The organism is Streptomyces sp. NPDC000348 (assembly GCF_042898795.1).
GTDB lineage: Bacteria > Actinomycetota > Actinomycetes > Streptomycetales > Streptomycetaceae > Streptomyces.
This window is the reverse complement of record NZ_JBIAZD010000020.1, coordinates 88,948-107,661: the sequence shown is the minus strand read 5'-3', so window position 1 is coordinate 107,661 and position 18,714 is coordinate 88,948. Positions and strand designations below refer to the sequence as shown.

Sequence of the window (18,714 nt, the reverse complement as noted above, 5' to 3'; positions counted from 1 at the left end):
CACCGGCACGTGCACCGGCGCCTGCACCGTGTTCCCGGAGCCCACACCGGGCGAGCCCTCGGCGTCTCCGCCGGCGTGCGAGCCGCCGTGGCCGCCGTGGCCGCCGGAGTCGCCGTACCCGCCCGAGGAGGAGCCACCCTGGTTGGCGCAGGAGTTCCCCACCGACGGATTGAGGACGCCGGCCACGTCGACCGTGTTCCCGCAGACGTTCACCGGCACGTGCACCGGCGCCTGCACCGTGTTCCCGGAGCCCACACCGGGCGAGCCCTCGGCGTCTCCGCCGGCGTGCGAGCCGCCGTGGCCGCCGGAGTCGCCGTACCCGCCCGAGGAGGAGCCACCCTGGTTGGCGCAGGAGTTCCCCACGGCCGGGTTGAGGACGCCGACGACGTTGACCGTGTTCCCGCAGACGTTCACCGGCACGTGCACCGGCGCCTGCACCGTGTTCCCGGAGAGTACGCCGGGCGAGCCGCCGGAATGGCCCGTCGCGCCGGAGTCGGCGTGGGCGGCCCCGCCCGCGGCGGCGAGTACGCCCGTGGCGGCCGCCATTGTCATCAGGCCCTTGCGGGTAACCTGTCGCATTGCTGAAATCCCTGCTCTCGACCTGGTGCCGGGAATCGGCGTTCCGCAGGATTCCCGGTGTTCCGACGTTCGATGAGACCGGACGGCCCCGGAGCGCATGGCGCGCGCTCCGGGGCCGACGGGCTCAAGCCCTCAGCGGGCACGCCCTGGAGGGCGAGGCACAACGTCAGGCGTTGACGCAGGTGTTGCCGAAGGCGGGGTTCAGCAGACCGATCACGGAGATCGTGTTGCCGCAGGCGTTCACCGGGATGTGGATCGGGGCCTGCACGACGTTGCCGGAGAGGACACCCGGGGAGTGCACGGCGGCACCCTGGGCACCGGAGTCGGCGGCGGCCATGCCCGCGCCCGCGAGAACCAGACCACCGGTGGCGGCAGCGACGGCGACGACCTTCTTGAACATTATTCCTCCTTGTTGGCAAAGCGATCCAAAGTCGCGGATCACATCACGGCTAACGAGGACGGAGTAATGAGGCTACGAGCTTATGGTCGCATTCACTCTTTTCAGTCAACTCCGCACGTCTGGACGATTATTGAGGTCATCGGGTAACCGTCTCAGCACGCGTCGAGGAAGCGGTCGAGCACCCGCACGCCGAACTTCAGGCCGTCCACCGGCACCCGCTCGTCGACCCCGTGGAACATGCCGGCGAAGTCCAGCTCCGGGGGCAGCTTCAGCGGCGCGAAGCCGAAGCCCCGGATACCGAGGTCGTCGAAGGACTTGGCGTCCGTCCCGCCGGAGAGCATGTACGGGACGGCCCTGGCGGCCGGGTCCTCGGCCACCAGCGCGGACTGCATCGCGTCCACGAGGGCCCCGTCGAACGTGGTCTCGACGGCCTTGTCGGAGTGGACGTCCTCGCGCCGCACCTTCGGACCGAGGATCCGGTCGAGGTCGGCGAGGAACTCCTCCTCGTGTCCGGGCAGGAAACGGCCGTCCACATGCGCGGTCGCCTCGCCCGGGATGACGTTGACCTTGTAGCCCGCGCCCAGCTGGGTGGGATTGGCGGTGTTGCTCAGCGTCGCGCCGATGAGCTTGGCGATGCCGCCGAGCCTGGCGAGGGTCCCCTCCATGTTCTCCGGGTCGAGCTCGGTCCCGAGGGCGTCGCCCAGTTCGTCGAGGAAGGCCCGGGTCGTCTTCGTGACGCGGACGGGGAACGTGTGCCGGCCGAGGCGCGCGACGGCCTCCGACAGCTCGGTGATGGCGTTGTCGCGGTGGATCATCGACCCGTGCCCGGCGGTGCCGGCCACGGTCAGCTTCATCCAGTGCATGCCCTTCTCGGCCGTCTGGATCAGATACAGGCGGCGCTGCTCGCTGACGGTGAACGAGAAGCCGCCCACCTCGCTGATCGCCTCGGTGACGCCTTCGAAGAGGTGCGGGTGGTTGTCGACCAGGTGGCGGGCCCCGTACGTGCCGCCGGCCTCCTCGTCGGCGAGGAACGCCAGCACGACGTCCCGGGGCGGCCTGCGTCCGCTGCGCAGCCGGTCGCGGACGACCGCGAGGGTCATGGCGTCCATGTCCTTCATGTCGACGGCCCCGCGTCCCCACACGCATCCGTCGGCGATCTCGCCGGAGAAGGGGTGGTGGGTCCAGTCGTCGGCGTTGGCCGGTACGACGTCGGTGTGGCCGTGGATGAGGAGCGCGGGCCGGGAGGGGTCCTCGCCCTCGATCCGGGCCACCGTGGAGGCGCGCCCCGGGTGCGACTCGAAGATCTGCGGTTCGAGTCCCACCTCGGCGAGCTTCTCGGCGACGTACTCGGCCGCCTTGCGCTCGCCGGGGCCCGAGTGGTCGCCGTAGTTGCTGGTGTCGATCCGGATCAGCTCGCGGCAGAGGTCCACGACCTCGTCCTCACCGGTGACGCTCCTGGCCGTGTCCGTCTCGCTCACGTGCTTCCTCCCGCTGCTGGTGTTCACGCCGGTGGGTCGTCCCCATCCTCTCTCCCCCGCGGGCGCGCCCCAAGACCCGGCCCCGCCCGTCATCCGCCGTTCACACGACGACGCGGCCGGGCGGGTGTGATCGGCCACCCCGGAACACCTGGTAATGTTTACTCCGTCGCCGCAGGGGGAAACCCGCGCGACAGACACCTTGTCCGGGTGGCGGAATGGCAGACGCGCTAGCTTGAGGTGCTAGTGCCCTTTATCGGGCGTGGGGGTTCAAGTCCCCCCTCGGACACATGAAGCGCGAGGGCCGCGACCACGAGGTCGCGGCCCTCGGGCGTTGTCGCGGAGGCCGACCATGACCACACCTTCCTGCCCCTGCGGGCTCCCCGAGGCGTACGCGGACTGCTGCGGCCGGTTCCACACCGGGGCCGCCGCCGCTCCCACCGCCGAGCGGCTGATGCGGTCGCGGTACTGCGCGTTCGTGCGGCGGGACGGCGCGTACCTGCTGCGGACCTGGCATCCGCGGACGCGGCCGGAGCGGGTCGACTTCGATCCCGGGATGCGCTGGACCGGGCTGGAGATCCTGGACACCGACGGCGGGTCCGCCTTCCACTCCGGCGGGACGGTGACGTTCCGGGCGTCCTACCGGGGCGGCTCGCTGCACGAGCGCAGCCGGTTCGAGCGGGTCGACGGGGCGTGGGTGTACGTCGACGGGGACTTCCTGAGCTGAGGCCAAAGGCGCCGACGGCCCCGGTAGGCCGGCGGCGTGCGAGGAGCAGGCCTCAAGCGGGCAGCCTCGTGTCGACGACGAAACCGATCTCGACGAGCCGGCCGGGCCCCATCGGGCCGGGGCCTCGCGCCGCCCGGCGGCGGCGCGGTCAGGGCGCCAGGATGTCCAGTTCCTGGAGGGCGCCCTCGGTGATCTCGCGGGTCAGCTTCTCCGCGCGGGTGGCGTCGCGTTCGCGGACCGCCTCCGCGAGCCGGACGTGCAAAGTGACGGCGGCCGGGTCGGGGTCCTCGAACATCACGTCGTGGTGGGTGCGGCCGGACAGCACCTCCGCGACGACGTCGCCGAGGCGGGCGAACATCTCGTTGCCCGAGGCGGTCAGGATCACGCGGTGGAACGCCACGTCGTGGAGGAGGTACCCCTCCAGCCGGTGACCGCTGGAGTTGGCGACCATGCCGAGCGCGCACTCGGTCAGTTCGGCGCACTGCTCGGGGGTGGCGTTGCGGGCGGCCAGGCCCGCCGCGACCGGCTCGATCGCCGAGCGCAGCACCGTGAGGGAGCGCAGCTGGCGGGGGCGGTCCGCGCCGGCCAGGCGCCAGCGGATGACCTGCGGGTCGTACACGTTCCACTCGGGGGTCGGCAGGACCGTCACGCCGACGCGGCGCCGGGACTCGACCAGGTGCATGGACTCCAGGACGCGGACGACCTCGCGCATCACGGAACGTGACACGTCGAAACGCTGTGCGAGCTCGTCGGTGCGCAGGACGCTGCCCGGCGGATACTCCCCCGCGGTGATCTCGGGGCCGAGGGTGTCCAGTACGCGGCCGTGCAGCCCCCGGCCCGTGGTGCTCATGCACTCAGAGTACGGGGCGGATCACGGGAACAAAAAGTCAGACTTATATGTCACAGGCTCTTGAATTCGTCGTACCTAATGAGCTTCAGTTGCGTCGACATCACGTGTCGACGAAGACAGCAGACAGTGAGGCAGCGATGAAGACCCCCCATGTCGTCGTGGTCATGGGCGTCGCGGGCACCGGCAAGACCACCATCGGTCCCCTGCTCGCGGCCCGGTACGGCGTCCCGTACGCCGAGGGCGACGACTTCCACCCGCCGGCCAACATCGCCAAGATGTCGGCCGGCACCCCGCTCACCGACGACGACCGGTGGCCCTGGCTGGACGCCCTCGGCGAGTGGGCCCACGGCCGGGCCGGTCTCGGCGGGGTGGTCAGCTGCTCGGCGCTGAAGCGGTCGTACCGCGACCGGCTGCGGGCCGCCGCGCCCGGCGTCGTCTTCGTGCACCTCACCGGTGACCGCGCGCTCGTCGAGGACCGGATGTCGCACCGGCAGGGCCACTTCATGCCCACGGCACTGCTCGACTCCCAGTTCGCCACGCTCCAGCCGCTGGAGCGGGACGAGGCCGGGGTCGCCGTGGACGTGGCGGGCAGCCCCGAGGAGATCACCGCACGGGCGGCCGCCGCCCTGGAGTCCCTCCCCGAGCCGGCCGCTTAGGTCCCTGGCCGGACACCAGTTCCCGGGGCGCCCCCACCTCCCCGGCCCCTCCCCGCCCCCCGTACCCACAAGGAACCACCGTGACCAGACTCAGCGTTGAGATGCTGGCAGCGGACGCACCCGAGCCGATCACCTCGGCCGGCCACGCCCAGCTGGGCATCGCCGTGCTGCTGGGCATCGCCGTCATCGTCCTGCTCATCACCAAGTTCAAGCTGCACGCCTTCCTGTCGCTGACCATCGGGACACTGGCGCTCGGCGCGTTCGCCGGCGCGCCGCTCGACAAGGTCATCACCAGCTTCAGTGCCGGACTCGGCTCCACCGTCGCCGGTGTGGGCGTGCTGATCGCCCTCGGCGCGATCCTCGGCAAGATGCTCGCCGACTCCGGCGGCGCCGACCAGATCGTCGACACCATCCTCGCCAAGGCGGGCGGCCGTTCCATGCCGTGGGCGATGGTGCTGATCGCCTCGGTGATCGGTCTGCCGCTGTTCTTCGAGGTCGGCGTCGTGCTGCTGATCCCAGTGGTGCTGATGGTCGCCAAGCGCGGCAGCTACTCCCTGATGCGCATCGGCATCCCGGCGCTCGCCGGTCTGTCCGTGATGCACGGTCTGGTCCCGCCGCACCCCGGCCCGCTGGTCGCGATCGACGCCGTCGGCGCCAACCTCGGGGTGACGCTGGCGCTGGGCGTGCTCGTCGCCATACCGACGGTCGTCATCGCCGGTCCGCTGTTCTCGAAGTACGCCGCCCGCTGGGTGGACGTCCCGGCCCCGGAGCGGATGATCCCGCAGCGGCCCTCCGAGGACCTGGAGAAGCGTCCGAGCTTCGGCGCGACGCTGGCCACGATCCTGCTGCCGGTCGTGCTGATGCTGGCCAAGGCGCTGGTCGACATCGTCGTCGACGATCCCGAGAACAGCGTGCAGCGCGTGTTCGACGTGATCGGCTCCCCGCTGATCGCACTGCTCGCGGCCGTGCTGGTCGGCATCTTCACCCTCGGCATGCCCGCCGGGTTCAGCAGGGAGCGGATGCAGCAGCTGGTCGAGAGGAGTCTCGCGCCGATCGCGGGCATCCTGCTGATCGTCGGCGCGGGCGGCGGTTTCAAGCAGACGCTGATCGACACCGGCGTGGGCCGGATGATCCTGGAGATCTCCGAGGACTGGTCGATCCCGGCGCTGCTGCTGGCCTGGCTGATCGCGGTGGCGATCCGGCTGGCGACCGGTTCGGCGACGGTGGCGACCGTCTCGGCGGCCGGTCTGGTGGCGCCGCTGGCGGCCGACATGTCGACCACGCACGCGGCCCTGCTGGTGCTGGCGATCGGTGCCGGTTCGCTGTTCTTCAGCCATGTCAACGACGCCGGGTTCTGGCTGGTGAAGGAGTACTTCGGGCTGAACGTCGGACAGACGATCAAGACCTGGTCGATCATGGAGACGATCATCTCGGTGGTCGCCGGCGCCCTGGTGCTGCTGCTGTCGCTGATCATTTAGGTGTCCGGCTGATCATTCGGACGCAGGCCGGCCACGGGCCCCGGCACCTCGACGAGGTGCCGGGGCCCGTGCGCGTTCCGGGGGCGCGACAGCGTCCTACGGGGTGCGCTCGGCCTCCTTCTCCAGCTGGAACGCCTCGTTGCCGAGCCCGATGCGGGCGTGCTTCTCGGGGGCGCGGGCGCGCAGGACGGCGCCCTGGACCAGACCGACGACCAGGGCGAGCCCGATGACGCCGGGCAGGATCCAGCTGAGCGAGGAGTCGGGGCCGGTGCCGACCAGGACGTCGAAGTCCTTGACCGTGTACCCCGCGATGACCACCAGGGCGATGCCCGCCAGCGCGGAGGTGACCAGCCGCCAGCCCTGCGCGCCCGCGGCGCCGCGCCGGACGAAGAAGACGACGACGGACAGGGAGGCGGTCGCCATCAGCACGATCACGCCGAGCGCGCCGATGTTGCCGCCCCAGGTGAACAGGTGCAGGACGGGCGCGGTCGGGTCGCCGGTCGGCTTGTCGTCGGTGAGCGCGAAGGCGAGGACGAGCACGGCGGCGACGGCGGTCTGGAGCAGGGAGCCGGTGCCGGGGGCGCCGCTGGTGCCGGTGGTGCGGCCGAAGGCGGCGGGCAGCAGGCCCTCGCGGCCCATGGCGAAGGCGTACCGGGCGACGACGTTGTGGAAGCTGAGCATGGCCGCGAACATGCCGGTCACGAAGAGGACGTGCAGGACGTCGGTGAAGGTGGAGCCGAGCCGGTCCTCGGTGAGGAAGAACAGCAGTCCCGCGCTCTGCTCCCGGGAGGCGCCGACGATCCCGGCGGGGCCGGTGGCGACGGTGAGGGCCCAGCTGCTGAGGGCGAAGAAGACGGCGACGCCGGTGACCGCGAGGAACATCACGCGCGGCACGAGGACGTGCGGCCTGCTGGTCTCCTCGGCGTAGACGGGGGCCTGTTCGAAGCCGAGGAAGGCCGCGATGCAGAAGCACAGGGCGGTGCCGACGCCGGCGCCGGTGAGCGTGTCCGGGTCGAAGGCGTGCAGCGACAGGCCCTCCGTGCCGGGGTCGGCGACGGCGGCGATGTCGAAGACGACGACCAGCAGCACTTCGACGACCAGCAGCACGCCGAGCACGCGCGCGTTGACGTCGATCTTCAGCCAGCCCAGCGCGCCGACGGCGAGCACGGCCACGAGCGCCGGTATCCACCAGGCGACCTCGAGGTCGGCGTAGGTGGCGAAGAGGCCGGACACCTCGAAGCCGAAGATGCCGTAGATGCCGACCTGGAGGGAGTTGTAGGCGACGAGCGCGACGAGCGCGGCGCCCGCTCCGGCGGTGCCGCCGAGTCCGCGGGAGATGTAGGCGTAGAAGGCGCCGGCGTTGTGGACGTGCCGGCTCATCTCGGCGTAGCCGAGGCTGAAGAGGACCAGGACGACGCCGAGGGCCACGAAGAGCAGCGGCTGGCCGACGATGCCCATCACCGCGAATGTGGTGGGCATGACACCCGCGACCACCATGAGGGGGGCGGTCGCGGCGAGGACGGAGAGCAGCAGGCCCCCCGTGCCGAGGCGGTCGGCGCGCAGGGCGCGCTCCTGCCCCTTGAAGGTGCTGATGCCGTCGGCTGTGGCTCTGCGCGTGCTCGAACTGTCCGTCGTCATCGGAAGGCCGTCCTTGGTCGGTCGTGGTGGTGGCGGGTGGGTGCGGGGGGTGGGTGGGGCGTGGGGGTTGGGTGGGGCGTGGGGTCAGGTCGTGCCCAGGGCCGCGGCACGGGCGGTGCGGAAGGCGGTCAGGGCGTCCCGGTCGGGATAGGACCAGGGGGTGGGCGTGGCGTGGTCGCCGATGCGGTGGAAGAGGGCGGCGGCCTCGGCGCCCCGGCCTTCGCAGACCTTGGCGTGGGCGAGGAAGTTGAGGTCGACCAGGCGGCGCGGGTGGCCTTCGTGCTCCCACTCCAGCCACCAGTCGAAGGCGGCCTTCATCACCTGCCGGGCGCGGCGGCCGACCCAGTGGCCGGAGGCGACCGGGTCGGCGGGTTCGTGTCCGGCGGCGGCCAGGGTGCGGTAGCGCTCGGCGTGCGCGACGACCGGCAGGATCGCCAGCGGCGAGTCGGCGGGTGCCTGCTCGGCGGCCCAGTTGGCGAAGTCGTACACCTCGTGCAGCGGGTCCGGGCCCGCCTCCACGCGGCGCTCGGCGAGCCAGGCGACCACCAGGTGGTGGGCGTGGTGGTGGTCCGCGTACCGGGTGCGGATCTGCTCGAAGAGCCGGACCACGTCCCCCTCGGCCCCCTGGGCGCACTCCAGCAGGAGCAGTCCGAGCCAGGGGGTGGGGTCGGCGGGCACGAGTCCCGCCGCCCGGTGGCAGGCCTCGCGGGCCCGGGCCGGATTCTCCTTCCCGTGCAGCGCACGCCGCGCCTGGGCCAGGGCGAGCAGGACGGACGCGTCACCGGAGTCGGGCTCGGCGAGCAGCCACTCGCGGGCCCAGGCGGCGCAGTACGGCTCCCGGGCGAGCACCGTGACGCGGTGGCCCCGGCGGTCCCAGTCCTCCCCCGTACGGACCAGCAGCGAGCGGGTGTTCTGCCATCGGCCCTGTGCCAAAGCGGTCCGCGCGGCGGCGAGTTCGGCGTCGTCGAGGGCCTCGTCGAAGGTCTGTGCGGCCCGTCTGCGGGCACGGCCGAGGGGAGGCGGGGGTGGGGACACCGCGGAACTTCCTCACGCGCTCTTCTTGGGGTCGCCGGCTCACGGCGGGTGGTCGGTACGGCAGTGGTCGGCTGCCGAACGCCATGGCCCGGTCACTCACAGCAAACCGTCAGCCGGTGGATCACGTCAAGGGCACCCCAGGCGTTACTCGCGTCAACTTCGGTCACAGACACACCACTTGTGACGTCCGGGGCCGGAGAGCCGCCCAGGTGGGGCGGGCGGCGGGGGCCGGCCGCTGCTTGGATGGCCGTATGAGTGCTGAGGAGATCATCGACATCGTCGACGAGAACGACCGGGTGGTCGGGCGGTCCCCGCGCGGGGAGGCCTACGCGCGGGGTCTGCGCCACCGCTGCGCCTTCATCCTCGTCCGGGACGCCGAGGGGCGGGTCTTCGTCCATCGCCGCACCCCGACCAAGCTGGTCTTCCCCTCCTTGTACGACATGTTCGTCGGCGGGGTCGTCGGCGCGGGCGAGGGCTACGACGAGGCGGCGCTGCGGGAGGCCGAGGAGGAGCTGGGCGTGAGCGGGCTGCCGCGCCCCGAGCACCTCTTCACGTTCCTGTACGACGACGGGGCGGGCCGCAGCTGGTGGTCGGCGGTGTACGAGGTGCGCTGCGACCGGCCCGTACGGCCGCAGGCGGAGGAGGTGGCCTGGGGGGACTTCCTGTCGGAGGCGGAGCTGGAGCGGCGGCTCGGGGAGTGGGAGTGGACGCCGGACGGGCTGGCGGCGTACGAGCGGCTCAAGGCGTTCCGGGCGGGGCGGGCGGAGCCGTCGGGGCAGGTGGGGCCGTCGGGGCGGGTGGGGCCGTCGGGGCGGGCGGAGGGCTGAGAAGGCCCTCGTCACCGGCCGTCGGACCGGCGGGAGGGCGGCCCCGGTAGGGTCGCGGCGTGATCGACTTTGTGCGGAACGTCCGGTTGTGGTTCGCGCCCGGCGAGGTGCGGCGGGAGGGCGACACGCCCGACTACCGGTTCTCCCTGGCGAACGAGCGGACGTTCCTCGCGTGGTTGCGCACCGCGCTCGCGTTGATCGGGGGTGGGTTCGCCGTGGACCAGTTCCTGCCGGATCTGCGGTGGGGGTGGCGGATCGGGCTGGCGCTGGCGCTGCTGGCCGTGGGGGCGTTGTGCGCGTTGCGGGCGGTCAACCACTGGGTGCGGTGCGAGCGGGCGATGCGGCGGGGGGAGGATCTGCCGGTGTCGCGGTTCCCGGCGCTGCTGAGCCTGGTGGTGGCGGTGGTGGCCGTGGCGATGGTCGCCGTCGTGCTCTTCGGGTGGAACGGATGAACGAAGCGGCGGACCGGGATCCGGGGCTGCAGCCCGAGCGGACCCGGCTCGCGTGGCGGCGTACGACGCTGTCGACCACGGTCACGGCCGTGCTGGCCGTGAAGACGACCCTGGCGGGCGGGGTGTCGGCGGCCGGGGTGGTCGCGTGCGCGCTGTGCTGTGCCTGCTGGCTCGGGTTCCTGTGGATCGCCCACCGGCGGATCCGGGGGCTGGCGGCCGTGAGCGCGCCGGGGGCGCTTGTTCCGCCGTACGCGGCGGGTGCGGTGGTCTGCACGGTGGCCATGGCCGTGTGCGGGGCGGTGCTTGTCGGGTCGGGGTGAGGGGGCTCGGTGGGTTTTTCGCCCCCGCCGCCCCTTCCCTTCCCGTCCCTGGGGCTGCGCCCCAGACCCCGTTCGGTCCTGAAGGGGCCTTGTCCTCAAACGCCGGACGGGCTGGTTGAGCCGGACGGGCTGTCGGTGCCGGGCGGGGTCATTCGCCCACCGTCACCACGATCTTGCCGCGGGTGCGGCCCTCCTGGTTCAGGCGGTGGGCGTCCGCCGCTCGCTCCAGGGGGAAGGTTTCCGAGACGTGGACGGTGACCGTGCCCTGGTCCGCCAGGTCGGAGAGGTGCTGGAGGTCCTGGGGGTCGGGGCGGACGAACCAGTAGCGGCCGCCGTAGCCCACCACCTCGGGGTCGGTGACCGAGGCCAGGCGGCCCTCGGGGGCCAACAGGTTCGCGGAGTCCCTGAGGGCGTCGCCGCCGACCGTGTCGAACACCGCGTCCACGCCCTCGGGGGCCAGCCCCCGCACCCGTTCGGCCAGGCCCTCGCCGTGGCTCACCGGCTCCCCGCCCAGCCCGCGGACGAAGTCGTGGTTGCGCTCGCTCGCCGTGCCGATGACCCGGGCGCCCAGGTGGGCGGCGAGCTGGACGGCGACGGACCCGACGCCGCCGGCCGCGGCGTGCACCAGGACGGTCTCGCCCCGCCTGACCTCGAGGACGCGGTGCAGCACCTGGTACGCGGTGAGCCCCGCGAGCGGGAGGCCGGCCGCCTCCTCGAAGGACAGGGCGCGCGGCTTGCGCGCGAGGGCGCGCACCGGGGCGGCCACGTACTCGGCGAAGGTGCCGTGCGCGAGGACGTCCTGGCGCACATAGCCGATGACCTCGTCGCCGACGGCGAACTCCGGCACGGCGGGACCGGGCTGGACGACCACGCCCGAGACGTCCCAGCCGGGGACGACCGGGAACACCGGCTGGAGGACCGAGTCGAGGTAGCCCTCCCGGCACTTCCAGTCGACCGGGTTGACGGCCGCCGCCCGCACCTTCACCAGGACCGAGTCGGGGCCGACCCTGGGGTCGTCGACCTCCCCGAGTCCGAGCACTTCGGGGCCGCCGTACCGCGAGTAGCTGATCGCCTTCATGGGTCCGACCCTCCGGTGTCCGCGCGTGCCGTGCAAGCCGAATGGCTCGATATACGCCATTCGCGTGGCGGCCGGACGGGGCGCGGGCGCGACGAGCGCCTATCGTGGCACCGGTCACGTTCGGCCGCCCCTCTGGACGACATACCGACCGGTCGGCATCATGAGCGGGTACTGTTCCCTGCCCGTAGGAGCGACGATGAGCCCCGACCACCCGCCCGGACTCGATCTCGACCGGCTGCGCGGCCTGCTCGAACGGGAGCGGCCCGGCCTGGTGAACGGCCCGCTCTCCGGCCGGCTGATCGAGGGCGGCAGGTCGAACCTCACGTACGCGGTCTCCGACGGCAGTGCGAAGTGGGTCGTACGGCGTCCCCCGCTCGGCCACGTCCTGGCCACCGCGCACGACATGAGGCGCGAGCACCGGGTGATCAGCGCGCTGCAGCCGACCGCCGTGCCGGTGCCGCGCACCGTGCTGCTGTGCGAGGACGAGGAGGTGCTCGGGGCGCCGTTCTACGTCATGGACTTCGTCGAGGGCACTCCGTACCGGACGGCGGGCCAGCTCGCCCCGCTCGGCGCCGGGCGCACCCGGGACGCGGTGCTGAACCTGGTGGACACGCTGGTCGAGCTGCACGCGGTGGAGCCCGGCGAGGTGGGTCTTGCGGACTTCGGCCGTCCCGAGGGCTTCCTGGACCGGCAGCTGCGGCGCTGGGGCAAGCAGCTGGACGCCTCCCGCAACCGGGAGCTGGCCGGGATCGACGAGCTGCACGCGGCGCTCGGGCGCGAGCTGCCCGCCTCCCCCGCGCCCGCCGTGGTGCACGGCGACTACCGCCTCGACAACGTGCTGATCGGGGAGGACGACACGATCAGGGCCGTCCTCGACTGGGAGATGTCCACGCTCGGCGATCCGCTGACGGACCTGGGACTGCTGGTGATGTACAGCATGCCGCTGGGCATGCCGGACTCCCCCGTCTCCACGACCGCCGAGGCCCCCGGGCACCCCGCGCCCGCCGAGCTGATCGAGCGGTACGCCGCGCGGTCGGGGCGCGACGTCTCCGCGGTGTCCTGGTACACGGCGTTCGCCTGGTTCAAGCTCGCCGTGATCCTGGAGGGCATCCACTACCGCTACACGCTGGGCCGGACGGTGGGCCGCGGCTTCGACCGCATCGGCGATCTGGTCCCGGTCTTCATCCGGCACGGTCTGACCACCCTTCAGGAAGGCTGACGAACCATGGACTTCGCGTTCGACGCGCGCACCGAGGAGCTGCGCGCCAAGCTGCTCGCCTTCATGGACGAGTACGTCTACCCGGCCGAAGCGGTCGTCCACGAGCAGCGTGCCGGGCTGGCCTCGCCGTGGCAGAACGTCCCCGTGGTGGAGGAGCTGAAGGCCGAGGCCCGCCGGCAGGGCCTGTGGAACCTGTTCCTGCCCGACTCCGAGTACGGTGCCGGGCTGACGAACCTGCAGTACGCGCCGCTCGCCGAGATCATGGGCCGCTCCCCGCAGATCGCGCCCACCGTCACCAACTGCGCGGCGCCCGACACCGGGAACATGGAGGTGCTGGCGCAGTTCGGCGACGAGGCGCAGAAGAAGCAGTGGCTGGAGCCGCTGCTGGCCGGTGAGATCCGCTCGGCGTTCGCGATGACCGAGCCGGAGGTGGCCTCCTCGGACGCCACCAACATCACCACGCACATCGAGCGGGACGGCGACGAGTACGTCGTCACCGGCCGCAAGTGGTACATCTCCGGGGCGATGCACCCGGACTGCGGCGTCTTCATCGTGATGGGCAAGACCGACCCCGGCGGGGCGGACATCCGCCGCCAGCAGTCCATGGTCCTCGTCCCGCGCGACACCCCGGGCGTCACCGTCGAGCGCGCCATGCAGGTGTTCGGCTACGAGGACCACTACCACGGCGGGCACGCCGAGGTGGTCTTCGACCACGCGCGCGTGCCGGTGGCGAACCTGATCGGCGAGGAGGGCGGCGGTTTCGCGATCGCGCAGGCCCGGCTCGGCCCCGGCCGGATCCACCACTGCATGCGGCTGATCGGCATGGCCGAGCGGGCCATCGAGCTGATGTGCCGGCGGGCGGTGTCGCGTGACGCCTTCGGCAAGGCGCTGGCGCAGCAGGGCGTGGTGCAGAACTGGATCGCCGACGCGCGCGTGGCGGTCGAGCAGCTGCGGCTGCTGGTGCTGAAGACGGCCTGGATGATGGACACCGTCGGCAACCGGGGCGCCCACACGGAGATCCAGGCCATCAAGATCGCCACCCCGCGCACGGTCGTCGGCATCCTCGACCGCGCGATCCAGCTGTACGGCGCGGGCGGGGTCAGCCAGGACTTCCCGCTGGCCGAGCTGTACGCCGGCGCCCGCACGCTGATGATCGCCGACGGCCCGGACGAGGTGCACCAGCGGTCGCTGGCGCGCCGGGAGCTGAAGAAGTACCTGTAGGGGTCCCTCCGGCAGCCACCGCACCACGGACCGTGGTGCGGTGGGGCCGTCCGGGGCGGCTCAGGGGCGCAGCGCCCGCAGCAGCAGGTCCGCCAGGTGGTCGGCGACCTCCTGCGGGCCGAGCGGGCCGTCGGGGCGGTACCAGGTCGACAGGTGGTGCACGGAGCCGAAGTGGTAGTCGACCACCAGGTCGGCCGGGGTCGCCGTGGAGAAGACGCCCTCGCGCTGGCCCTCCTCGATCAGCGCGCGGAAGCGTTCGTGGTAGCGGCGGCGCTCGGCGCGCACCTGCTTGTTCTTCTCCGGTCCCAGGTGGTGCATGGAGCGGAAGAAGATCGACGCGTCGTCGAGGTTCTCGATCGTGGTGACGACGACGTCGGCCGCCGCGCCGCGCAGCCGCTTCTCGATCGGCTCGTCGGCGTCCGCGAAGTGGTCCAGGCGTTCCTGCTGGAGGCGCAGCACGCGCGCGTACACCTCGTGCAGCAGGTCGTCCTTGGAGCCGAAGTAGTGGTAGAGCGCCCCCTTGGTGACGCCGGCCGCCTCGACGATCTCCTGCACCGAGGTGCGGTCGTAGCCCTGCTCGGCGAAGAGCCGGGTGGCGGCCGCCAGGAGCCGCTGCGGCACAGGAGCCCCGTCACCGTCCGTCGTCCTGGGCACTGCCGCCACCCGCCTTTCCGTGTCGCTGCTAGTCGTCGTGGGTCAGGGAACGCAGTTCCCGCCGGAGGATCTTCCCACTGGCCGTCTTCGGCAGGTCGGGCAGGATCTCCACCTGGCGCGGGTACTTGTAGGCGGCCAGTCTCTCCCTGCAGTACGCGGCGAGCGCGTCCGGGTCCGTGTCGGCGCCGGGGAGCAGGCTGATGAAGGCCTTGACGGTCTCCCCGCGGTATCCGTCGGGCACGCCCACGACGGCCGCCTCGCGCACCGCCGGGTGCGTGTGGAGCACGTCCTCGACCTCGCGCGGCCACACCTTGAAACCGGACGCGTTGATCATGTCCTTCTTGCGGTCGACGACGTACAGCCAGCCCTCGGGGTCCATGAAGCCGATGTCGCCGGTGCGCAGTTCGCCGCCGGGGAAGGTCCCGGCGGTGGCGTCGGGCCGCCGCCAGTAGCCGGGCACCACCTGCGGGCCGCGCACGACGATCTCGCCCTGCTCGCCGAAGGGCACCTCCTCGCCCAGGTCGTCGACGATTCGTACGACGGTGTCGGGGCCCGGCACGCCGACGGCCAGCGTCCCGGAGGCCGCGTCGACCGGCGCCTCCAGGTGCGGCGGGACGGAGGCGCAGGGGGCGGTGCACTCGGTCAGCCCGTAGCCGTTGCGGAGGTACGGCCCGAAGCCGGCCCGGAACCTCTCCACCAGGGCGGGCGGCAGTGGGGCGCCGCCGGAGGAGATCACCCGGAAGGAGGAGAAGTGGTCCCGGCTCGCGTCGGGGTGGGCGGCCAGCGCCATGAAGGCGGTGGAGGGGCCGACGGTGTAGTGCGGCCGGTGTTCGGCGAAGGCGTCCAGGACCACGCCGGCCTCGAAGCGGTACGCGAGGACGAGGGTGCCCGCGCTGTTGAGGCAGGCGCCGAGCTGGCAGACCATCCCGGTGATGTGGAACAGGGGCGCGAGCGCGAAGTAGACCGGCGCCTCGGGCAGGCCGAGCCCGGTGCGCTGCCGCTCGGCGTTGTACATGATGTTGCCGTGCGTGTTGGTGGCGCCCTTGGGGGTGCCGCTGGTGCCCGAGGTGTAGCTGATCAGCGCGGTGTCGCCGGGGGCGGGGTCGCGGGGTTCGGGGGCCGGCCGGCCCCGGCGGGCGACGGTGGTGAGGTCGTCGGCGTCCGGGGCCTGCGGGAGCCGCTCGAAGGTGAGCACGCGCGCGTCGCCGCGGGTCTGGAAGTCCAGCTCGCAGCCGGTGAGCACGATCCGCACCGGCGAGCCGGCGGCCGTGTCGCGCAGGTACGACTCCCAGGCCCGGTCGGAGCAGATCAGCGCGGCCACGTCCGCGTCCCGCAGGACGTGCGTCACCTCGCCCGACTTGTACATCGGGTTGACGGGCACGACGACCGCGCCCGCCTTCCAGGCGCCGAGCAGGGCGAGGACGAAGAGCGGGGAGTTCTGCAGCAGGACCGCCACCCGCTCGCCGCGCTCCAGGCCGCGCGCGGCGAGGTGGCCGGCGACGGAGTCGCTGAGCGCGTCGGCCTCGCGGTAGGTGAGGCGGCCGTCGAAGTAGGCGAGGAAGGCGCGGTCGGGGGTCTCGGACGCCGCGCGGCGCAGGGCGTGCACCAGGGAGTCCGCGGGCTCCACGGGGGCACGCTGGGCGTCGGTGAGAAGGGCCAGCCAGGGCTTGGCGGCGTAGCGGGAGGCGGTCACCGGGTGGCCTCCCACTGCTGCTGGAGGCGGTTCATGCCGGAGAGCCAGCGGTCCGGCTCGGCGGCCCGGGCCCGGTAGTACTCGGCGACCTCGGGGTGCGGCAGGATCAGGAAGCGGTCCTCCTCGATGCCCCGGAAGAGGGCGTCGGCCACGTCCTCCGGTTCGATCGCGGTCGGCTTGAGGACCAGGTCGCCCGCGCTGCCGCTGGCGTCGAGCATGTCGGTGCGCACGCCCTGCGGGCAGATCGCGTGGACCTTCACCCCGCGGTGGCGGTACGTCAGTGACAGCCACTCGGCGAAGGCGTAGGCGCCGTGCTTGGTGACGCTGTAGGGGGCGGTGCCGATCATGGTGAGCAGTCCGGCGGCGGAGACGGTGGAGACGAAGCGGCCGCTGCCGCGCTCCAGCCAGTCCGGGAGCAGGGCGTGCGCCGCGCGGACGTGCGCCATGACGTTGACGTCCCAGGAGAGCGCCCAGCCCTGTTCGTCGAGCGGTTCGCCGGGCTCCCCGCCGTCGCGGCCGACGCCCGCGTTGGCGCAGTACACGTCGACCGTCCCGCCGAGCGCGTCCCGGGCCTCGGCGACGATCGAGGAGGCGTCGCCCACCACGGCCAGGCCCCCGATCTCCTCGGCGACGGCCTTCGCGCGGTCGGCGTCCAGGTCGTTGACGACGACCCGCGCCCCCCGGTCGGCGAAGCGGCGGGCGAGCGCCGCCCCGATGCCGCCCCCGGCTCCCGTGACGACCACCTTCGCACCCTGCACGGCTTGCACCATCGGTCTCCTTCGACGCGGCTCCCAGCGGCTACCGGCGTCAGACTAACCGGTCGGTATGCCCGGTGGAAGGGGTGTTCCGCGGGGGATCGGTCCGGTTCGTTCCCCGGGGCGGCCGGGCGCGCTAGCGTGCGTGGGCATGACACCCGCCGCGATCACGGAGGTCACCGCATGAAGCTGTCCAGACGGGGGCTGCTCGCCACCACCACGGCCGCGGCCGCGGCCTGTGCCGCACCGGCCGCCGCCGCTTCCGGGCCGGCGGCCGGGGGTGGCCGCAGGCTGCGCACCGGGTTCGAACGGCTCGCCGCGGACGGCTACGCCCTGCTCGACGGCCGGCGCGTGGGCGTGGTCACCAACCCGACGGGCGTCACCCGGGAGGCGCGGCACATCGTCGACGTCATGCACGCCGACGACCGGGTGGGGCTGACCGCCGTCTTCGGCCCCGAGCACGGCTTCCGGGGCACCGCCCAGGCGGGCGGCTCGGAGGGCCACCACGACGACCCGGCGACCGGTCTGCCCGTCTACGACACGTACCTGAAGAGCGGTCAGGCGCTCGCGGACGTCTTCACCGCGTCCGGCGTGGACACGGTCCTCTTCGACATCCAGGACGTCGGGGCGCGCTTCTACACGTACATCTGGACGCTCTTCGACTGCATGGAGGCGGCCGCGCTCGCGGGCAAGCGGTTCGTCGTCCTCGACCGGCCGAACCCGGTGACCGGACGGGCCGCGCTGGGACCGGTGCTGCACGAGGAGTTCGCGTCGTTCGTCGGCCGGCGGCCCGTCTCGCAGGCACACGGGATGACGGTGGCGGAGCTGGCGCTGCTGTTCAACGGGGAGTTCCTGACGGTGCCGGTGCCGCTGGAGACCGTGCGGATGTCGGGCTGGAGGCGGTCGGACTTCCACGACGCCTCCGGGCTGCCGTGGGTGCCGCCGAGCCCGAACATGCCGACACCGGAGACCGCGCTGGTGTACTCGGGGACGTGCCTGTTCGAGGGGACGAACCTGTCGGAGGGGCGCGGGACCACCCGGCCGTTCGAGCTGCTGGGGGCCGAGGGGATCGACGGCCGCTGGGCGGACGGGGCGAACGCCCTGGGACTGGAGGGCGTGCGCTTCCGGGAGGCGTACTTCGCGCCGACCTTCTCCAAGTTCCGGGGGAGGACCGTCGGGGGCGTCCAGCTGCACGTGCACGACCGGGAGGCGTTCGATCCGGTGCGGACCGGGATCGGGCTGCTGATCACCGCCAAACGGTCCTGGAGCGGCTTCGCCTGGCGGGCGGACGGCTGGATCGACAAGCTCACGGGCTCCGCCCTCGTACGCACCATGATCGACGCGGGCGCGGACACGGACGAGGTGGTGGCCGGCTGGCAGGAGGAGCTGGCGGGGTTCCGGAGGATCCGGCGGGAGTACCTGCTCTACCGCTGAGAGCGGGTGGTGCGGGACGGCGGCGGGCGGCGGCCCGCCGCCGTTTTGCGTCGGACGTGCATATCGACGGGGTCTTCAGGAACCCGTGGAAGCCGCCGGGAGTTCTCAGGCTGTCGGGGAGGGGCTTCCCCTCCGCGGGGAGGGCACGGAGCGGGTTACCGCCAGTATCCCCGTGAATGACCACAACTGAAGCAGGACTCAAGGGAGTTGGCCCGCGAGCCCC

19 protein-coding genes and 1 tRNA gene are annotated in these 18,714 nt (G+C 72.5%); 10 read left to right on the top strand and 10 right to left on the bottom strand.

Annotated features, from left to right (window positions below; all coding sequences use genetic code 11):
• The 3 genes from ACFY3N_RS30580 to ACFY3N_RS30570 form a co-directional block, all read right to left on the bottom strand.
• Window positions 1–579 (bottom strand): chaplin family protein (locus ACFY3N_RS30580; protein ID WP_390820023.1); only part of this gene is annotated, 579 nt, incomplete at its 3' end.
• A gap of 166 nt (window positions 580–745) precedes the next feature.
• Entirely contained in the window at window positions 746–979 is a 234-nt protein-coding gene (gene chpH, locus ACFY3N_RS30575; protein ID WP_390820022.1) for a chaplin ChpH, read from the bottom strand.
• A 152-nt stretch (window positions 980–1,131) separates the two neighbouring features.
• Entirely contained in the window at window positions 1,132–2,457 is a 1,326-nt protein-coding gene (locus ACFY3N_RS30570; protein WP_390820021.1) for a M20/M25/M40 family metallo-hydrolase, read from the bottom strand.
• A gap of 201 nt (window positions 2,458–2,658) precedes the next feature.
• Between ACFY3N_RS30570 and ACFY3N_RS30565 the strand changes: the two genes are divergently transcribed.
• Both ACFY3N_RS30565 and ACFY3N_RS30560 read left to right on the top strand, forming a co-directional pair.
• Window positions 2,659–2,743 (top strand) — tRNA-Leu (locus ACFY3N_RS30565).
• A gap of 63 nt (window positions 2,744–2,806) precedes the next feature.
• Window positions 2,807–3,181: a YchJ family protein gene (locus ACFY3N_RS30560; RefSeq protein ID WP_390820020.1), complete on the top strand. Its 375-nt coding sequence runs from the start codon at window positions 2,807–2,809 to the stop codon at window positions 3,179–3,181.
• A 148-nt stretch (window positions 3,182–3,329) separates the two neighbouring features.
• Here ACFY3N_RS30560 and ACFY3N_RS30555 read toward each other — a convergent pair whose 3' ends face one another.
• Window positions 3,330–4,031, bottom strand: a complete 702-nt coding sequence (locus ACFY3N_RS30555; protein WP_390820019.1) for a FadR/GntR family transcriptional regulator — start codon at window positions 4,029–4,031, stop codon at window positions 3,330–3,332.
• Between the two features lie 137 nt (window positions 4,032–4,168).
• On the opposite strand from ACFY3N_RS30555, the gene ACFY3N_RS30550 reads away from it, so the two are divergent.
• Both ACFY3N_RS30550 and ACFY3N_RS30545 read left to right on the top strand, forming a co-directional pair.
• Window positions 4,169–4,687, top strand: coding sequence for a gluconokinase (locus ACFY3N_RS30550; RefSeq protein WP_390820018.1), 519 nt, complete (start codon window positions 4,169–4,171; stop codon window positions 4,685–4,687).
• Between the two features lie 80 nt (window positions 4,688–4,767).
• Window positions 4,768–6,165 carry a gluconate:H+ symporter gene (locus tag ACFY3N_RS30545; protein ID WP_390820017.1) on the top strand — a complete coding sequence of 466 codons (1,398 nt, stop codon included), beginning with the start codon at window positions 4,768–4,770 and terminating at the stop codon, window positions 6,163–6,165.
• A 96-nt stretch (window positions 6,166–6,261) separates the two neighbouring features.
• Here the strand turns inward: ACFY3N_RS30545 and ACFY3N_RS30540 are convergent, their stop codons facing one another.
• Window positions 6,262–7,803 (bottom strand): APC family permease, encoded by a 1,542-nt coding sequence (locus ACFY3N_RS30540; protein ID WP_390820016.1) that lies wholly within the window; start codon window positions 7,801–7,803, stop codon window positions 6,262–6,264.
• Window positions 7,804–7,887: 84 nt separating this feature from the next.
• A complete protein-coding gene (locus ACFY3N_RS30535; protein ID WP_390820015.1) occupies window positions 7,888–8,838 on the bottom strand; it encodes a hypothetical protein in 951 nt (316 codons plus the stop codon).
• A gap of 251 nt (window positions 8,839–9,089) precedes the next feature.
• Between ACFY3N_RS30535 and ACFY3N_RS30530 the strand changes: the two genes are divergently transcribed.
• From ACFY3N_RS30530 to ACFY3N_RS30520, 3 genes are read left to right on the top strand one after another with little or no spacing between them, the layout of a single operon-like run.
• Window positions 9,090–9,665, top strand: a complete 576-nt coding sequence (locus tag ACFY3N_RS30530; RefSeq protein ID WP_390820014.1) for an NUDIX domain-containing protein — start codon at window positions 9,090–9,092, stop codon at window positions 9,663–9,665.
• Between the two features lie 59 nt (window positions 9,666–9,724).
• Window positions 9,725–10,117, top strand: coding sequence for a YidH family protein (locus ACFY3N_RS30525; protein WP_390820013.1), 393 nt, complete (start codon window positions 9,725–9,727; stop codon window positions 10,115–10,117).
• Window positions 10,114–10,437, top strand: a complete 324-nt coding sequence (locus ACFY3N_RS30520; RefSeq protein ID WP_390820012.1) for a DUF202 domain-containing protein — start codon at window positions 10,114–10,116, stop codon at window positions 10,435–10,437. The genes ACFY3N_RS30525 and ACFY3N_RS30520 overlap by 4 nt, the downstream gene beginning before the upstream one ends.
• A gap of 148 nt (window positions 10,438–10,585) precedes the next feature.
• Here the strand turns inward: ACFY3N_RS30520 and ACFY3N_RS30515 are convergent, their stop codons facing one another.
• Window positions 10,586–11,515, bottom strand: coding sequence for an NADP-dependent oxidoreductase (locus ACFY3N_RS30515; RefSeq protein ID WP_390820010.1), 930 nt, complete (start codon window positions 11,513–11,515; stop codon window positions 10,586–10,588).
• Between the two features lie 196 nt (window positions 11,516–11,711).
• On the opposite strand from ACFY3N_RS30515, the gene ACFY3N_RS30510 reads away from it, so the two are divergent.
• Together ACFY3N_RS30510 and ACFY3N_RS30505 are read left to right on the top strand one after the other, a co-directional pair.
• Entirely contained in the window at window positions 11,712–12,734 is a 1,023-nt protein-coding gene (locus ACFY3N_RS30510; RefSeq protein ID WP_390820009.1) for a phosphotransferase family protein, read from the top strand.
• Between the two features lie 6 nt (window positions 12,735–12,740).
• Window positions 12,741–13,955: an acyl-CoA dehydrogenase family protein gene (locus tag ACFY3N_RS30505; protein ID WP_390820008.1), complete on the top strand. Its 1,215-nt coding sequence runs from the start codon at window positions 12,741–12,743 to the stop codon at window positions 13,953–13,955.
• Window positions 13,956–14,015: 60 nt separating this feature from the next.
• Here the strand turns inward: ACFY3N_RS30505 and ACFY3N_RS30500 are convergent, their stop codons facing one another.
• Genes ACFY3N_RS30500 through ACFY3N_RS30490 form a run of 3 tightly spaced genes read right to left on the bottom strand, consistent with a single transcriptional unit; the run spans window position 14,016 to window position 17,072 of the window.
• Window positions 14,016–14,609: a TetR/AcrR family transcriptional regulator gene (locus ACFY3N_RS30500; RefSeq protein WP_390820007.1), complete on the bottom strand. Its 594-nt coding sequence runs from the start codon at window positions 14,607–14,609 to the stop codon at window positions 14,016–14,018.
• 28 nt (window positions 14,610–14,637) lie between these two features.
• A complete protein-coding gene (locus ACFY3N_RS30495) occupies window positions 14,638–16,302 on the bottom strand; it encodes a class I adenylate-forming enzyme family protein (RefSeq protein ID WP_390820006.1) in 1,665 nt (554 codons plus the stop codon).
• On the bottom strand, window positions 16,299–17,072 hold the full coding sequence (locus ACFY3N_RS30490) for an SDR family oxidoreductase (protein ID WP_390820005.1): 774 nt from the start codon (window positions 17,070–17,072) through the stop codon (window positions 16,299–16,301). The genes ACFY3N_RS30495 and ACFY3N_RS30490 overlap by 4 nt, the downstream gene beginning before the upstream one ends.
• A gap of 168 nt (window positions 17,073–17,240) precedes the next feature.
• Here ACFY3N_RS30490 and ACFY3N_RS30485 point away from each other — a divergent pair, with 168 nt between their 5' ends.
• Entirely contained in the window at window positions 17,241–18,491 is a 1,251-nt protein-coding gene (locus ACFY3N_RS30485) for an exo-beta-N-acetylmuramidase NamZ domain-containing protein (protein WP_390820004.1), read from the top strand.
• The last annotated feature ends 223 nt before the right edge of the window (window positions 18,492–18,714 follow it).

Bases quoted from the DNA above. Each gene is read 5' to 3' on its own strand.
- chpH (WP_390820022.1), bottom strand. From the start codon at position 979: ATGTTCAAGAAGGTCGTCGCCGTCGCTGCCGCCACCGGTGGTCTGGTT.
- ACFY3N_RS30560 (WP_390820020.1), top strand. From the start codon at position 2,807: ATGACCACACCTTCCTGCCCCTGCGGGCTCCCCGAGGCGTACGCGGAC.
- ACFY3N_RS30555 (WP_390820019.1), bottom strand. From the start codon at position 4,031: ATGAGCACCACGGGCCGGGGGCTGCACGGCCGCGTACTGGACACCCTC.
- ACFY3N_RS30550 (WP_390820018.1), top strand. From the start codon at position 4,169: ATGAAGACCCCCCATGTCGTCGTGGTCATGGGCGTCGCGGGCACCGGC.
- ACFY3N_RS30540 (WP_390820016.1), bottom strand. From the start codon at position 7,803: ATGACGACGGACAGTTCGAGCACGCGCAGAGCCACAGCCGACGGCATC.
- ACFY3N_RS30530 (WP_390820014.1), top strand. From the start codon at position 9,090: ATGAGTGCTGAGGAGATCATCGACATCGTCGACGAGAACGACCGGGTG.
- ACFY3N_RS30520 (WP_390820012.1), top strand. From the start codon at position 10,114: ATGAACGAAGCGGCGGACCGGGATCCGGGGCTGCAGCCCGAGCGGACC.
- ACFY3N_RS30515 (WP_390820010.1), bottom strand. From the start codon at position 11,515: ATGAAGGCGATCAGCTACTCGCGGTACGGCGGCCCCGAAGTGCTCGGA.
- ACFY3N_RS30510 (WP_390820009.1), top strand. From the start codon at position 11,712: ATGAGCCCCGACCACCCGCCCGGACTCGATCTCGACCGGCTGCGCGGC.
- ACFY3N_RS30505 (WP_390820008.1), top strand. From the start codon at position 12,741: ATGGACTTCGCGTTCGACGCGCGCACCGAGGAGCTGCGCGCCAAGCTG.
- ACFY3N_RS30490 (WP_390820005.1), bottom strand. From the start codon at position 17,072: ATGGTGCAAGCCGTGCAGGGTGCGAAGGTGGTCGTCACGGGAGCCGGG.
- ACFY3N_RS30485 (WP_390820004.1), top strand. From the start codon at position 17,241: ATGAAGCTGTCCAGACGGGGGCTGCTCGCCACCACCACGGCCGCGGCC.